This window comes from Streptomyces sp. HUAS MG91, assembly GCF_040529335.1.
Classification (GTDB): Bacteria; Actinomycetota; Actinomycetes; order Streptomycetales; family Streptomycetaceae; genus Streptomyces; species Streptomyces tabacisoli.
Window position 1 is genome coordinate 3798633 of record NZ_CP159534.1, and the last position, 14180, is coordinate 3812812.

The 14180-nt window shown below is 73.4% G+C and carries 11 protein-coding genes; 5 read left to right on the forward strand and 6 right to left on the reverse strand.

The window, feature by feature from the left end; all coding sequences use genetic code 11:
* Positions 1–58: 58 nt before the first annotated feature.
* Positions 59–2215, forward strand: coding sequence for a serine/threonine-protein kinase (locus tag ABII15_RS17115; RefSeq protein ID WP_353943193.1), 2157 nt, complete (start codon positions 59–61; stop codon positions 2213–2215).
* Positions 2216–2224: 9 nt separating this feature from the next.
* On the opposite strand, the gene ilvD is transcribed toward ABII15_RS17115, so the two are convergent.
* The 4 genes from ilvD to ABII15_RS17135 form a co-directional block, all read right to left on the reverse strand.
* The gene (gene ilvD / locus ABII15_RS17120) at positions 2225–4078 is read right to left on the reverse strand and encodes a dihydroxy-acid dehydratase (protein WP_353943194.1); all 1854 of its coding nucleotides are present in this window, start codon (positions 4076–4078) and stop codon (positions 2225–2227) included.
* Positions 4079–4228: 150 nt separating this feature from the next.
* Positions 4229–4846: a TetR family transcriptional regulator gene (locus tag ABII15_RS17125; protein ID WP_353943195.1), complete on the reverse strand. Its 618-nt coding sequence runs from the start codon at positions 4844–4846 to the stop codon at positions 4229–4231.
* Positions 4843–5667 (reverse strand): sugar phosphate isomerase/epimerase, encoded by an 825-nt coding sequence (locus ABII15_RS17130; RefSeq protein WP_353943196.1) that lies wholly within the window; start codon positions 5665–5667, stop codon positions 4843–4845. Before ABII15_RS17130 ends, ABII15_RS17125 begins: the two co-directional genes overlap by 4 nt.
* A 134-nt stretch (positions 5668–5801) precedes the next feature.
* Entirely contained in the window at positions 5802–6734 is a 933-nt protein-coding gene (locus ABII15_RS17135; protein WP_353943197.1) for a Ppx/GppA phosphatase family protein, read from the reverse strand.
* A gap of 80 nt (positions 6735–6814) precedes the next feature.
* Between ABII15_RS17135 and ABII15_RS17140 the strand changes: the two genes are divergently transcribed.
* On the forward strand, positions 6815–7666 hold the full coding sequence (locus tag ABII15_RS17140; RefSeq protein WP_353943198.1) for a hypothetical protein: 852 nt from the start codon (positions 6815–6817) through the stop codon (positions 7664–7666).
* A gap of 39 nt (positions 7667–7705) precedes the next feature.
* Here ABII15_RS17140 and ABII15_RS17145 read toward each other — a convergent pair whose 3' ends face one another.
* The gene (locus ABII15_RS17145; RefSeq protein ID WP_353943199.1) at positions 7706–9409 is read right to left on the reverse strand and encodes a hypothetical protein; all 1704 of its coding nucleotides are present in this window, start codon (positions 9407–9409) and stop codon (positions 7706–7708) included.
* 166 nt (positions 9410–9575) lie between these two features.
* Here ABII15_RS17145 and radA point away from each other — a divergent pair, with 166 nt between their 5' ends.
* Positions 9576–10994, forward strand: coding sequence for a DNA repair protein RadA (radA, locus tag ABII15_RS17150; protein WP_353943200.1), 1419 nt, complete (start codon positions 9576–9578; stop codon positions 10992–10994).
* Between the two features lie 93 nt (positions 10995–11087).
* Complete coding sequence (gene disA / locus ABII15_RS17155; protein WP_353943201.1) at positions 11088–12212, forward strand: DNA integrity scanning diadenylate cyclase DisA; 1125 nt, start codon at positions 11088–11090, stop codon at positions 12210–12212.
* Between the two features lie 121 nt (positions 12213–12333).
* On the opposite strand, the gene ABII15_RS17160 is transcribed toward disA, so the two are convergent.
* Positions 12334–13158, reverse strand: a complete 825-nt coding sequence (locus tag ABII15_RS17160; protein WP_353943202.1) for a hypothetical protein — start codon at positions 13156–13158, stop codon at positions 12334–12336.
* 188 nt (positions 13159–13346) lie between these two features.
* On the opposite strand from ABII15_RS17160, the gene ABII15_RS17165 reads away from it, so the two are divergent.
* The gene (locus ABII15_RS17165; RefSeq protein ID WP_353943203.1) at positions 13347–14006 is read left to right on the forward strand and encodes a phosphatase PAP2 family protein; all 660 of its coding nucleotides are present in this window, start codon (positions 13347–13349) and stop codon (positions 14004–14006) included.
* Positions 14007–14180 lie beyond the last annotated feature (174 nt).

Consider the following 14180-nt stretch of genomic DNA (forward strand, 5'->3'; position numbering starts at 1 on the left):
CACCATCGACTAGGCTCCGTGCGTCGCGCTTGCGGACTCAAGTACACGGGGGTGGACGATGCCGCCGCTGCGCAGCACCGGACCCGGGCCGGAAGCGGAGCGTCCGGGATATGCCGGTCGCTATCGCCTGGAGGAATGCCTGGGAGCGGGCGGCATGGGCGTGGTCCATCTGGCCACGTCCGCCTCGGGGCTGCGGCTCGCCGTGAAGGTCGTGCACGCCCACTACGCGGCGGACCCCGAGTTCCGGGCCCGTTTCCGGCAGGAGGTCAGTGCCGCGCGCCGGGTCAGCGGCGCCTTCACCGCGCCGGTCGTGGACGCCGATCCCGGCGCCCGTCTGCCGTGGATGGCCACGCTGTTCATCCCCGGCGACACCCTCGCGGAGCGCGTGAAGCGGAACGGCGCGCTGGACGTCGCCGAGGTGCGCAGGCTCGGGGCCGGGCTCGCGGAGGCGCTGCACGACATCCACCGGGTCGGCGTGGTGCACCGGGATCTCAAGCCGAGCAATGTGCTGCTCGCCGCCGACGGTCCGAAGGTCATCGACTTCGGCATCTCGCGCCCCGTGGACAGTGAACTGCGCACGGAGACGGGCAAGTTGATCGGCTCGCCGCCCTTCATGGCACCGGAGCAGTTCCAGCGGCCGCGCGAAGTGGGCCCGGCCGCCGACGTGTTCGCGATGGGCGCCGTGCTGGCCCACGCGGCGAGCGGGCGCGGCCCCTTCGACTCGGACAGCCCGTACCTCGTCGCGTACCAGGTGGTGCACGACGAACCGGAGCTGTCCGGCGTGCCCGACGCGCTCGTGCCGCTGATCCGGCGCTGTCTGGCCAAGGATCCGGCCGGGCGGCCCTCCCCCGCCGAGATCATGGACTGTCTGCGGCAGCTCCCGGAGGACCTGCCGCCGGTGCCGCGGATACCCGCGCAGCGCACGCCGGATCCGAGCGAGCGGGGCCCGGCGCGGCCCGCTTCCGGCGGTGGGCGGTTCCGCACCCGTACCGGTCGCGCGGCGGACACCGACGCCGGTACCGGTACCGCTGCGGGGCGCGGGCGGCGGTCGCGGATGGTGCTGGGCGCCTCCGCGGGTGTTCTCCTCGTCGGGGGTGTCGCGGCGCTGGCCGTCGGCGCGCTGGCCCCGGGCGACGGGGAGGGCCCGGCGCGGTCCGGGCTCAGCGCCTCCGCCGCCGGTTTCACCCCCTGGAGCGTCCGGCTCGACGCGTCGGGCGGCGGTCCGCCCGTCTGCACCGCGGGCGCGGGCGCGCTGTACTGCGTGACCGGCGACGGTGTCGCCGCGCGGCTCGATCCGGCGGACGGCCGGGTCCTGTGGCGGCACCGGGCGGGCGGGGCGCCGCAGGCACCGACGGTGCTGTCCGGCGGGCTGCTGCACGTCGTCGCCGACGACCGGCTGACGGCGCTCGATCCCCGTACCGGAAGGGCGCGCTGGACCCGCGACACCGCAGGCGTCGACGCGGTCCAGCACTCCGCGGGCACCACGCTGCTCATCGCACCGGACGGCACCGTACGGGCGCTGGACAGTGCGACCGGGCGGCCGCGCTGGACCCGGGACCTCGGCCGGGCCGGGGCGCAGTGGGCGGCCGACGGCTCGAGGACGTTCTTCAGGGCGACGCCGACGGCGGACGGCTCGGCGACCGAGGTCAGCGCGGTGGCCGCGAGCGACGGGCGGGTGACGTGGTCGACCCGCGCGGCGGGCGACCTGCAGCCCTTCGCGGCCGGGGACGGCGCGCTGCACCTGCTCTCCTTCGACCTGCGGCAGCTGGCCGACGCCGTGGTCAGGGTCGACACGGAGAAGCGGACGGTCCATCGGGTCCCGCTGCCCGTGCCCGTCGATCAGGCACAGGCCGCCGGGAGCGGCGGCACGGTGTACGTGTACGCGGTCGGCGGCCTGCTGTACGCCGTCGACACCCGGCCGGAGACGGCGGAGGCGGACGCGGTGCGCTGGCAGCGGGACACCTCGGTCAGCCGCCTCTCCCGACCGGTCGCGGCGGGCGACGGCCTCTACTACACGGCGGCCGACGGGCGGCTGCTCGCGGCGTCCGCGCGGACCGGGGCGCCGCTCGCGCAGACGCGCCCGCGGCCCGCCCCGCGCTCCGACCGGCTGGTCGCCGATCTGCCGGCGCCCGTGGTCATCGGCGGGAAGGTGTTCGCGAGCGCGCCCGACGGCAGTGTCTTCGGGATGGACGGGAGCCGTCCCGAGGACTGGTGAGGCGGTGGATCAGCCGAGCTTGGACACGTCGCGGACCGCGCCCTTGTCGGCGCTGGTGGCCATCGCGGCGTACGCGCGCAGGGCCTGGGAGACCTTGCGCTCGCGGTTCTTCGGGGCGTAGACCCCGTCGAGGGCCGCGCGGCGGCCGGCCAGCTCCTCGTCCGCGACCAGCAGTTCGATGGTGCGGTTGGGGATGTCGATGCGGATGCGGTCGCCGTCCTCGACGAGCGCGATCGTGCCGCCGGAGGCCGCCTCGGGGGAGGCGTGGCCGATGGACAGGCCCGAGGTGCCGCCGGAGAAGCGGCCGTCGGTGACCAGGGCGCAGGCCTTGCCCAGGCCGCGGCCCTTCAGGTACGAGGTCGGGTACAGCATCTCCTGCATGCCCGGGCCGCCCTTGGGGCCCTCGTAGCGGATGACGACGACGTCGCCCTCCTTGACCTGCTGGGTGAGGATCTTCTGCACGGCCTCCTCCTGCGACTCGCAGACGACGGCCGGACCCTCGAAGGTCCAGATCGACTCGTCGACGCCGGCCGTCTTCACGACGCAGCCGTCCTCCGCCAGGTTGCCCTTGAGGACCGCGAGGCCGCCGTCCGCGGAGTAGGCGTGGGCGACGTCGCGGATGCAGCCGCCCGCGGCGTCCGCGTCCAGGGTGTCCCAGCGCTCGGACTGCGAGAAGGCCTCGGCGGAGCGGACGCAGCCGGGGGCCGCGTGCCACAGTTCGAGGGCTTCCTCGGAGGTCGAGCCGCTGCGGATGTCCCAGGTGTCCAGCCACTCCTTGATGGACGGGGTGTGGACGGTGGTGACGTCCTCGTTGAGCAGGCCGCCGCGGTAGAGCTCGCCGAGGATCGCGGGGATGCCGCCGGCGCGGTGCACGTCCTCCATGTAGTACGTCTTCGAGCCCGCGACGTTCGGCGCGACCTTGGCCAGGCAGGGGACGCGGCGCGAGACGGCGTTGATGTGGTCGAGGTTGTAGTCGACCTCGGCCTCCTGGGCGGCGGCCAGCAGGTGCAGGATCGTGTTGGTCGAGCCGCCCATGGCGATGTCGAGCGCCATGGCGTTCTCGAAGGCCGCGTGCGTGGCGATGTTGCGCGGCAGGACCGAGGCGTCGTCCTCGCCGTAGTAGCGCCTGGTCAGCTCGACGACGGTCGCGCCCGCGCGCTCGTACAGCGCCTTGCGGGCGGTGTGCGTGGCGAGCACCGAGCCGTTGCCCGGGAGGCTCAGGCCGATGGCCTCGGTCAGGCAGTTCATCGAGTTGGCGGTGAACATGCCGGAACAGGAGCCGCAGGTCGGACAGGCGTTCTCCTCGATACGGAGGATGTCCTCGTCGGAGATCTTGTCGTTGACCGCCTCCGACATGGCGTCGACCAGGTCGAGCGTGCGGACCGTGCCGTCGACCAGGGTGGCGCGGCCGGACTCCATCGGGCCGCCGGAGACGAAGATCGTCGGGATGTTGAGGCGGAGCGCCGCCATCAGCATGCCGGGGGTGATCTTGTCGCAGTTCGAGATGCAGACCAGCGCGTCCGCGCAGTGGGCCTCGACCATGTACTCGACCGAGTCGGCGATCAGGTCGCGCGAGGGCAGGCTGTAGAGCATGCCGCCGTGGCCCATCGCGATGCCGTCGTCGACCGCGATCGTGTTGAACTCACGGGCGATGCCGCCCGCCGCCGTGATGGCGTCGCTCACGATGCGGCCGACCGGGGCCAGGTGCGTGTGGCCGGGCACGAACTCGGTGAACGAGTTGGCGACGGCGATGATCGGCTTCCGGCCGATGTCCGCACCGGGTACACCGGAGGCGCGCATAAGGGCGCGGGCGCCCGCCATGTTGCGGCCGTGGGTGACTGTGCGGGACCTCAGCTCGGGCATCGCCGCTCGCTCCTTCAGTTCGGGTCCGCGCGGGCGGACCGTCAGACAGAAAAGACTGGCTCACGAGCGTACGCCGCCGCTCTGTCATCCGGACCATGTGTCCGGATGACGGGACAGGCGTCTCACGACTCCGGACCGGCCGCCGCGCCGCTAAGGTCCCGTGAGGTGCCGCTGGACCACCGGCGCGAGCCGGGCGATGACGTCCTCGGCGTCGGCGGACGCCAGCGGCTCCGCCTTGATCACGTAGCGGAGCATCGCCGTGCCCACCAGCTGCGCGGCGGCCAGCGAGACCCGCAGCTCGGCCTCGCGCTCGGGCACGTCGAGGCGGCGGGCGAGACGGGAGAGCAGCTGGGCCGCGATCAGGCGCCGGAAGACGGCGGCCGCGGTCTCGTTGTTCACGGCGGAGCGCACGATGGCGAGCAGCGGGGCCCGGGTGGCCGGGTTCTCCCAGATCCCGAAGATGAAGCGGGTCAGCCGCTCCCCGACCGCGTCGAGCGGCCCGTCCTCGACCGCGGCGGGCGCTTGCAGGGCGGGGGCAAAGGCCACCTCGATCGACGCGGCGAAGACCTGTTCCTTGGTGCCGAAGTAGTGGTGCACGAGCGCCGGGTCGACGCCGGCCGCCTTCGCGATGCCCCGTACGGACGTCTTCTCGAAGCCGCGCTCGGCGAACTCCTCGCGGGCCGCGGCGAGGATCAGCTCCCGGGTGCCCGGGCCGCTCCCCGTGCCCGTACGGGACGGGCGTCCCCTGCGGCGCGCGGGTTCCGTCATGAACGCGGCACCCGGACCGCGGAGGCCAGGTGCAGGCGCGTGAAGGCCAGGGCCTCGGCGAGGTCGGCCTCGCGCTCGGCGCTCGACATGGCCCGCCGGGTGTTGACCTCGATCACGACATGGCCGTCGAAGCCGCCGGTCGCGAGGCGTTCGAGGAGTTCGGCGCAGGGCTGGGTGCCGCGGCCGGGGACCAGGTGCTCGTCCTTGTTGGAGCCGTTGCCGTCGGCGAGGTGGACGTGGCCGAGGCGGTCGCCCATCCGGTCGATCATGTGCATGGCGTCGGTGCGGGCGGTCGCCGTGTGGCTGAGATCGACGGTGAAGTGCCGGTAGTCGTCCTTCGTGACGTCCCAGTCGGGGGCGTACGCGAGCATCTCGCGGTCCCGGTAACGCCACGGGTACATGTTCTCGACGGCGAACCGGACGTCCGTCTCGTCCGCCATCCGCCAGATGCCGCTGACGAAGTCGCGGGCGTACTGGCGCTGCCAGCGGAAGGGCGGGTGGACGACCACGGTCGAGGCGCCGAGGCGCTCGGCCGCGGTCTTCGCGCGCTGGAGCTTCGTCCAGGGGTCGGTGGACCAGACGCGCTGCGTGATCAGCAGACACGGGGCGTGGACGGCCAGGATCGGGATGCGGTGGTAGTCGCTGAGGCGGCGCAGGGCCTCGATGTCCTGGCTGACGGGGTCGGTCCAGACCATGACCTCGACGCCGTCGTAGCCCAGGCGTGCGGCGATCTCGAAGGCCGTCGCCGTGGACTCCGGATAGACCGAGGCCGTCGACAGGGCGACCTTCGCATCCGGGATGCGCACCACTGGTTCTGCCACGGAGACAGAGTACGGGCCTTCTCCTCGGGGTGGGGAGGCGGTCCTTTTCGGGGTGCGGGCGCGCGTCCGCGGTTGGCGCGTTCCGGTCGGTGGGGGCGCCCGCGCGGTTCCCCGCGGAACCGCGCGGGCAGCCCCTACGTCGGCGGCATCTGGTCCAGGTGGCGCAGGATGACGCCCTCGCGCAGGGCCCAGGGGCAGATCTCCAGGGTCTCCACGCCGAAGAGGTCCATCGCGCCCTCGGCGACCAGCGCCCCGGCGAGCAGCTGTCCGGCGCGGCCCTCCGAGACGCCGGGGAGCTCCGCGCGCTCGGTCTCCGTCATCGCGGCGAGCCGCGGCACCCAGTCCTCCAGGGATCTGCGCTTCAACTCCCGCTGAACGTAGAGCCCTTCGGTGGAGCGGGCCGCCCCGGCGAGCCGGGCCAGCTGCTTGAACGTCTTGGACGTGGCGACGACGTGGTCCGGCGCCCCGAACCGGCTGAACTCCCCCACCGTGCGCGCGATCTGCGCCCGCACGTGCCGGCGCAGCGCCTTCACGTCCGCGGGGTCGGCCGGGTCACCGGGCAGCCAGCCGGCCGTCAGCCGCCCGGCGCCGAGCGGCAGCGACACCGCCGCGTCCGGCTCCTCGTCCATCCCGTACGCGATCTCCAGCGAGCCGCCGCCGATGTCGAGGACGAGGAGCTTGCCCGCGGACCAGCCGAACCAGCGGCGGGCGGCCAGGAACGTGAGCCGGGCCTCCTCCGCGCCGCTGAGCACCTGTAGTTCGACGCCGGTCTCGTCCTTGACGCGGGCCAGCACCTCGTCGGCGTTGGTCGCCTCGCGCACCGCCGACGTGGCGAACGGCAGCAGGTCCTCGACGCCCTTGTCCTCGGCGGCCTCCAGGGCGCCGGTGACCGTGCCGACGAGCCGCTCCACGCCGTCGGGGCCGATCGCCCCGCGCTCGTCGAGGAGTTGAGCGAGCCGCAGCTCGGCCTTGTGCGAGTGCGCGGGCAGCGGCCGGGCACCCGGGTGTGCGTCCACCACCAGCAGATGGACCGTATTCGAACCCACGTCGAGGACACCGAGTCTCATGTACGGAACGCTACTGCGCGCGTGAGGTCCCCCGGCAGGGAAGGTCCGACCGAACTCCTCCGCGCGCTTACTCTGGAGCGGTGCCAAAGACGAAAAAGGCCAAGGCCGACAAAAGCGGTAAGAGCGACAAGAAGGCCAAGTCGGCACTGCTGAAGCAGGGCCAGGACTTGAAGCAGGACGAGAAGGCCATCGACTTCCCGCGCGCCTGGGTCGAGTTCCCCGATCCGGCCGACGACGAGCAGGTCTTCCGCTGTGATCTGACATGGCTGACCTCTCGTTGGTCGTGCATCTTCGGCAGCGGCTGCCAGGGCATCCAGGCGGGGCGCGCGGACGACGGCTGCTGCACGCTGGGCGCCCACTTCTCGGACGAGGACGACGAGAAGCGCGTGGCGGGGTTCGTGGACCGGCTCACTCCCGACATCTGGCAGCACCATGACATCGGCACGGAGACCGGCTGGGTGTCGAAGGACGAGGACGGCGAGCGGCAGACCCGCCCGTACAACGGCTCGTGCATCTTCCAGAACCGCCCGGGCTTCAAGGGCGGCGCGGGCTGCTCGCTGCACATCCTCGCCCTCAAGGAGGGGCGCGAGCCCCTGGAGACGAAGCCGGACGTGTGCTGGCAGCTGCCGGTCCGGCGGACGTACGAGTGGATCGACCGGCCGGACGACACGCGCGTGCTCCAGGTCTCGATCGGCGAGTACGACCGGCGCGGCTGGGGCCCGGGCGGCCACGACCTGCACTGGTGGTGCACGTCGGCGACCTCGGCGCACGGCGCCGGCGACCCGGTGTACGTCTCCTACCGCCCGGAGCTGACCGAGCTGATGGGCCCCGAGGGGTACGCGAAGCTGGTCGAGCTGTGCGAGGAGCGGCTGGCCGCCCTGCCCAAGGGGCTGCCGCTGGTCGCCCCGCACCCGGCGGACCCCGCCTCCTGACCCTGCCGGAGTCGGCCCTGGCCGCCACGGCCCGGGCCCTCAGGGGGACTGCGTCGGCGCCGTCGAGTCCCCCGGGCCCGGGCTCGCCGTGTCGGACGCGGTGGGCTCGGGCTCGCTCGTCGCCGGGTCGCTCGGCGTCGGGGTGGGATCCGGGTCGGTGGTGCCCGGGTCGCTGGGCGTCGGCGTGGGGTCCGGCTCGGACGGGGACGACGAGCCGCCGCCGTGCCCGGGGTGGTGGTGGCCGCCGCCCGGGCTGCGTCCGTAGCCGTCGAGGGAGATGACCGCCCCGGACGGATCGACGGCGATGCGCGCGCTCCAGTGCCCGGCCGGCTCCCGGTCGTGATCGACGTACACCCGGATCGTGCTCGAATCGCCGGGCCGCAGCGTGCCCGACGTCTGGCTCAGCCAGAGCCAGGAGGCGCCGGTCGACGCCGACCAGTGCACGGGTGCGCTGCCGGACGCGGTCAGGGTGATGAGCGTCGCGCCGCCGCTGGGCTGGGCCGCCACGGTGAGCCGGCCGGGGCCCGAACCCGCGCGCGTGGGCGGCGAGATCACTTCCACGGAGACGTCCGGCGAGCGGCTGTCCGAGCTGAAGCGGGGGTCGGGCTTCGTGCTGGCGTTGCCCGCGTTCTCGTAGCCGAATCCGCCGCCGTCATCGGCGCGCTCGCCGTCCGGGCCGCCCTCGGCCTCACTGGCGCTCACCGAGCGGCCGTCGCTGCCCTCGCCGGTCAGCGGGGCGCCCCGGTAGGCGGCCCACAGGGCGAAGACGGGGGCGGCGACGACGGTGGCGACGACCGTCGTGGTGAGGGCACGCGCGCGCAGCCGGTCGCGGCGGGCCGCGCGGTCCTTGGGGTCCATCGGGAAGCCGCGCCGGTCGAAGCGCGGGGCCCGCAGGTGCGCGCCGTGGGCGGCGTGCATCGCTTGGTGCAGGGCGGCGCGCGGGGCCTCGGCGAGCGGCAGCGCGGCGGGGGTGACCGAGGTGCCCGGCCAGGCGCCCGGGACGGCGCGCTCCGCGGTGCGGCGGCAGCGCGGGCAGTCGTCCACGTGCCGCACCAGCTCGCGGCGGAGCGCGGCGGACAGCAGCAGCTGGTGGTCGCCGGTCAGGCGGTTGACGCTGGGGCAGGTGCCCGTCTCGACGACGGCGAGGGCGGCACGGGTGCGCTCGACCTCGCACGCGGCGACGGAGAGCAGCTCGCGCGTGGCGCCCGGATCGGAGCCGAGCACGGCCGCGACCTCGGCGGCGGACAGCTTGTGGCGGACCGCGAGCTCCAGCGCCTCGCGCTGCTCGGGGGTGGTGCCCGCGGCCTCCGGCCAGGCCAGCAGCGCCAGTTGACGACGGCGCTCCTCCTGGAGGAGGCCGTCCGGCGGCGCCTGCGCGGTGCCCTGAGGATCCGGGACCGACCCGGCCGCGTGCGCCCGCTGCCTGCGGCGCTTGGCCTCCGTCAGCCGGTGCAGGCACGACCAGCGGGCCAGCGCGTACAGCCAGGCCCTGCGGTCGCTCTCCGCGTCGGGGCCGCGGGAGCCGCGCCGCTCGGCGAGGGCGAGCGCGTCCCCGAGGGCGGCGATCGCCTCGTCGTGGTCGCAGAGCACCGAGAGGCAGTAGGTGAACAGGCCGTCCAGAAACGGCTCGTAGCGCGCGGGCGGGCGCTGCGCGGCAGCGCGCGGCACCGGCCGCCTGGCCCCGGCGCGGTGCGCCCGGTGTGCGCCGGTGGTCTGTGTCGGGGTTTCCGGCCTGCTTGTCACCCGTGCGACCGTAGGCGGCCGCTAAGGCCGCTTCCGCCCCCTTGAGCACATTTAATCCTTACGGGTGAAACGATCCCTCAAAAGAGGACAGGAACTCCGGACTCCGCGCTGACGCCGTGACCGTGCGGCCGCCGGAATGTCAGTGGCGCCCGCTACGGTTTCGCCCATGGCTGCCCGTACCAAATCCGCGAACAGCGGCAAGCAACGACCGTCGTACCGCTGCACCGAGTGCGGCTGGCAGACGGCCAAGTGGCTGGGCCGCTGCGCCGAGTGCCAGGCCTGGGGGACGATCGAGGAGTACGGCGCCCCTGCGGTGCGCACGACCGCGCCCGGCCGCGTCACGACCTCCGCCCTGCCCATCGGCGAGGTCGACGGCCGGCAGGCCACGGCCCGCACCACCGGCGTGCCCGAGCTGGACCGGGTGCTCGGCGGCGGCCTGGTGCCCGGCGCGGTGGTGCTGCTCGCGGGCGAGCCCGGCGTCGGCAAGTCCACGCTGCTGCTGGACGTCGCCGCGAAGTCGGCGAGCGAGCAGCACAAGACGCTCTATGTGACGGGCGAGGAGTCGGCGTCCCAGGTGCGGCTGCGCGCGGACCGCATCCACGCCATCGACGACCATCTGTACCTGGCGGCCGAGACGGACCTGTCCGCCGTCCTCGGCCACCTGGACGCGGTGAAGCCGTCGCTGCTGGTCCTGGACTCCGTACAGACGGTGGCCTCGCCGGAGATCGACGGGGCGCCGGGCGGCATGGCCCAGGTCCGCGAGGTGGCCGGGGCGCTGATCCGCGCCTCCAAGGAGCGCGGCATGTCCACGCTGCTCGTGGGCCATGTCACCAAGGAGGGCACCATCGCGGGCCCGCGCCTCCTGGAGCACCTGGTCGACGTGGTGCTGAACTTCGAGGGCGACCGGCACGCGCGGCTGCGCCTGGTCCGCGGCGTCAAGAACCGGTACGGGACGACGGACGAGGTCGGCTGCTTCGAGCTGCACGACGAGGGCATCACGGGCCTGGCCGACCCCAGCGGCCTGTTCCTGACCCGGCGCGACGAGCCGGTGCCGGGGACCTGTCTGACGGTCACCCTGGAGGGCCGCCGCCCGCTGGTCGCCGAGGTGCAGGCGCTCACCGTCGACTCGCAGATCCCCTCTCCCCGGCGCACCACGTCGGGCCTGGAGACCTCCCGTGTCTCGATGATGCTGGCGGTTCTCGAACAGCGGGGCAAAATCAGCGCCTTGGGCAAAAGGGACATCTATTCCGCGACGGTCGGCGGCGTGAAGCTCACCGAGCCCGCGGCCGACCTCGCGATCGCGCTGGCGCTGGCCTCCGCGGCGAGCGACACCCCGCTGCCCAAGAACCTGGTGGCGATCGGAGAAGTGGGCCTGGCGGGCGAGGTCAGACGGGTCACGGGCGTGCAGCGCCGGCTCGCCGAGGCGCACCGGCTCGGCTTCACCCATGCCCTCGTACCGGGCGATCCGGGCAAGGTCCCGCCCGGTATGAAGGTCCTGGAAGTCGCCGATATAGGGGACGCGCTGCGGGTGCTGCCGAAGAGCCGTCGCCGAGAGGCCCCACGGGAGACGGAGGACCGCCGGTAGACTTTGCCCAGGTCTCGCCCGTGCGTACGAACGCGACGGACGAAGGCGAAGAACCCCAGGGCACCCCAAAAGCCTGCGATCCGGAGGAGTGCAGTGGCAGCCAACGACCGGGCGAACGCTCCCGGCAAGTCCGGCGGGAGTTCCGGTGCGGACGGTCTGATGCGCGCCTCACTGAGCGCGGTGGCGCCCGGTACGGCCCTGCGCGACGGCCTGGAGCGCATCCTCCGCGGCAACACCGGCGGTCTCATCGTCCTCGGCTCCGACCGGACCGTGGAGTCGATGTGCACCGGCGGTTTCGTCCTGGACGTGGAGTTCTCCGCCACGCGCCTGCGCGAGCTGTGCAAGCTCGACGGCGGCATCGTGGTCTCCTCCGACCTCAGCAAGATCCTGCGGGCCGGTGTGCAGCTGGTGCCGGACCCGACGATCCCCACCGAGGAGACCGGCACCCGGCACCGCACCGCCGACCGCGTCAGCAAGCAGGTCGGCTTCCCGGTGGTCTCCGTGTCGCAGTCGATGCGGCTGATCGCGCTGTACGTGGACGGGCAGCGCCGGGTCCTGGAGGACTCGGCGGCGATCCTGTCCCGGGCGAACCAGGCCCTGGCGACCCTGGAGCGCTACAAGCTGCGGCTCGACGAGGTGGCGGGCACGCTCTCCGCCCTGGAGATCGAGGACTTGGTCACGGTCCGGGACGTCACGGCCGTCGCGCAGCGCCTGGAGATGGTGCGCCGGATCGCCACGGAGATCGCCGAGTACGTGGTGGAGCTGGGCACCGACGGGCGGTTGCTGGCGCTCCAGCTCGACGAGTTGATCGCGGGCGTGGAGCCCGAGCGCGAGCTGGTCGTACGGGACTACGTGCCCGAGCCGACCGCCAAGCGCTCCCGCACGGTCGACGAGGCGCTCTCGGAGCTGGACTCGCTGCACCACGGCGAGCTGCTCGAACTGCCCATCGTGGCGCGGGCGCTGGGGTACACGGGATCGCCGGAGGCGCTGGACTCGGCCGTCTCGCCGCGCGGGTTCCGGCTCCTCGCCAAGGTGCCGCGGCTGCCCGGGGCCATCATCGACCGTCTCGTGGAGCACTTCGGCGGTCTGCAGAAGCTGCTCGCCGCCAGTGTCGACGACCTCCAGACCGTGGACGGGGTCGGGGAGGCACGGGCCCGCAGCGTGCGGGAGGGGCTTTCGCGGCTTGCGGAGTCGTCGATTCTGGAGCGTTACGTGTAGCTCCGCCGGTTTGGCGGGTGGCGTGGTCGCCGTCGTTTTCGGGGGTGCGTCGTCGGCTTTCCGTTGTGGCCGGTTGCTCGCGCAGTTCCCCGCGCCCCTTACGGGGCGCTCGTCGGCGTCGCTAGTCGGCCTTGAGGACGAATGAGGTCTGGGTGCCCGTCAGTTGAGGGGCCTTCGCCTCGACCAGGTAGGTGCCCGGGGTGGCCGTGCCGGGTGGCGGGGTCGCGCACTGCGGGGCGCTCCGGTGGCGGTCCCAGGTGAGGGTGTGCGTGACCTTGCCGCCCGCCGGGACGCGCAGCAGCAGCCCCGCGGCGTTGCCGGCCGGGCAGTCCTTCGACGACCAGAACTCCTTGTCGCCGTCCGCCTTGGTGATCGTCACGACCGCCGTGCGCGGGCCCAGGTCGACCTTGCAGGCCGTGTCCGTGGAGTTCTTCGCGGCGAGCTCGATGCGCGGCTTCTCCCCGGGCGCGTACGAGTTGTGGAGGCTGCGCACCGACAGGGTCACCCCGCCCGCCGTGCAGTCGGGCAGCTTGGATCCGGCCGGGACCTGGTCGCCCGACGCCGTACCGCCGCCGCTGCCCGCGCCGTCGCCGCCCGCCGAGTCGTCCGAGCCGCCGGAGCCGTCCGAACCGGCACCGCTCCCGTCCCCCGAGCCGTCGCCGGAACCGCTGCCCGCGTCGCCGCCCGACCCGGAGCCGCCCGATGAGTCGCGCCCGCCGGGGTGTTGGCTGATCGCGGGGCCGGAACCGGAGGGTCCGGGCGTGATGGACTGCGTCGGGTGCTTGCCGTTCGCACCCCCCGCGCCATTGTTCCCGCCCCCGCCGCCCGGGCTGACGATCCAGACGGCCAGCAGCGCGAGCAGCGCCACCAGGGACGCCAGAACAGCCCTCCGGCGCCAGTAGATGGAGGAGGGAAGCGGCCCGATCGGATTGCGCAGAGATCCCACGGCTCAAACCTTACGAGAGATCGGGCGGTTGTCCGGTGTCCACCCGCCGCACCGGACGGCAAGTTTTCAGGATCATCATCATGCCCCCGTCTCACGCGAGCACACGGCGACCCCTGTCTTTCGTCAGGTGCGGGCCGCGACCGTCGCCGGAGGTGGCTCTCACCTTGTATTGCATACTGTCCGGCACCATGGGAACCATTGACTCCGATCTCTATCGCGACATCCTGCAGTTCGCCCACGACACTCCGTCGTGGTTCCAGCACCTGATGGAGGTGTGGACCGAACTGGGGCTGCTGCTGTTCGCCGTGCTCTTCGTCGTCGCCTGGTGGCGGGCGCGGCGCGGTGATCCGCGGGCCCTCGCCGTCGCGGTGCTCGCCCCGCTGGGCACCGCCGTGGCGTACGTGATCAGCGAGGTGGCCAAGTCGGGGATCGACGAGGACCGGCCCTGCCGGGCGGTGAGCGGGGCGCTGGCGCCGCTGATCGACTGCCCCGCCTACGGGGACTGGTCGTTCCCGTCCAATCACTCCACCATCGCCGCCGCGGCGGCCGTGGGACTCGCGCTGGCCTGGCCGAAGATCGGCTGGCTGACGGTGCCGATGGCGATCCTGATGGCGTTCTCCCGGGTCTTCGTGGGCGTGCACTACCCGCACGACGTCGCGGTGGGCCTGCTGCTCGGCACGCTCGTCGCCGTCCTCGTCTCCCGGCTGTGCGCGCCGGTGGGGGCGCGGCTCGTCACCACGATGCGGGGGTCGCGGAACGGCCTGGTGCTGTGGTTCGCGGGCCCCGGCCCGGCCACCCGCGCCGCGGGGTCGGGCACGGCGCCGCGCCGCGGGGCGCATCGCCGCTGATCCCTCGAACACCCGGTGCGGAGCGGGCCTGCTGACGTGATGTCACCTCACGTGAGCAGGCCCGCTTCGTAGGCCACGATCGCCGCCCGGACGCGGTTCCTGACCTCCGGACGGCCGGCGCCGGACGCCGCGAGGACGAGCCCCGGCAGGGCGGTGCCGATCGTCATGTCCTGC

Coding starts and splice junctions, on each gene's coding strand:
- ABII15_RS17165 (WP_353943203.1), top strand. CDS start 13,347: ATGGGAACCATTGACTCCGATCTCTATCGCGACATCCTGCAGTTCGCC.
- ABII15_RS17135 (WP_353943197.1), bottom strand. CDS start 6,734: ATGAGACTCGGTGTCCTCGACGTGGGTTCGAATACGGTCCATCTGCTG.
- ABII15_RS17115 (WP_353943193.1), top strand. CDS start 59: ATGCCGCCGCTGCGCAGCACCGGACCCGGGCCGGAAGCGGAGCGTCCG.
- radA (WP_353943200.1), top strand. CDS start 9,576: ATGGCTGCCCGTACCAAATCCGCGAACAGCGGCAAGCAACGACCGTCG.
- ABII15_RS17125 (WP_353943195.1), bottom strand. CDS start 4,846: ATGACGGAACCCGCGCGCCGCAGGGGACGCCCGTCCCGTACGGGCACG.
- ilvD (WP_353943194.1), bottom strand. CDS start 4,078: ATGCCCGAGCTGAGGTCCCGCACAGTCACCCACGGCCGCAACATGGCG.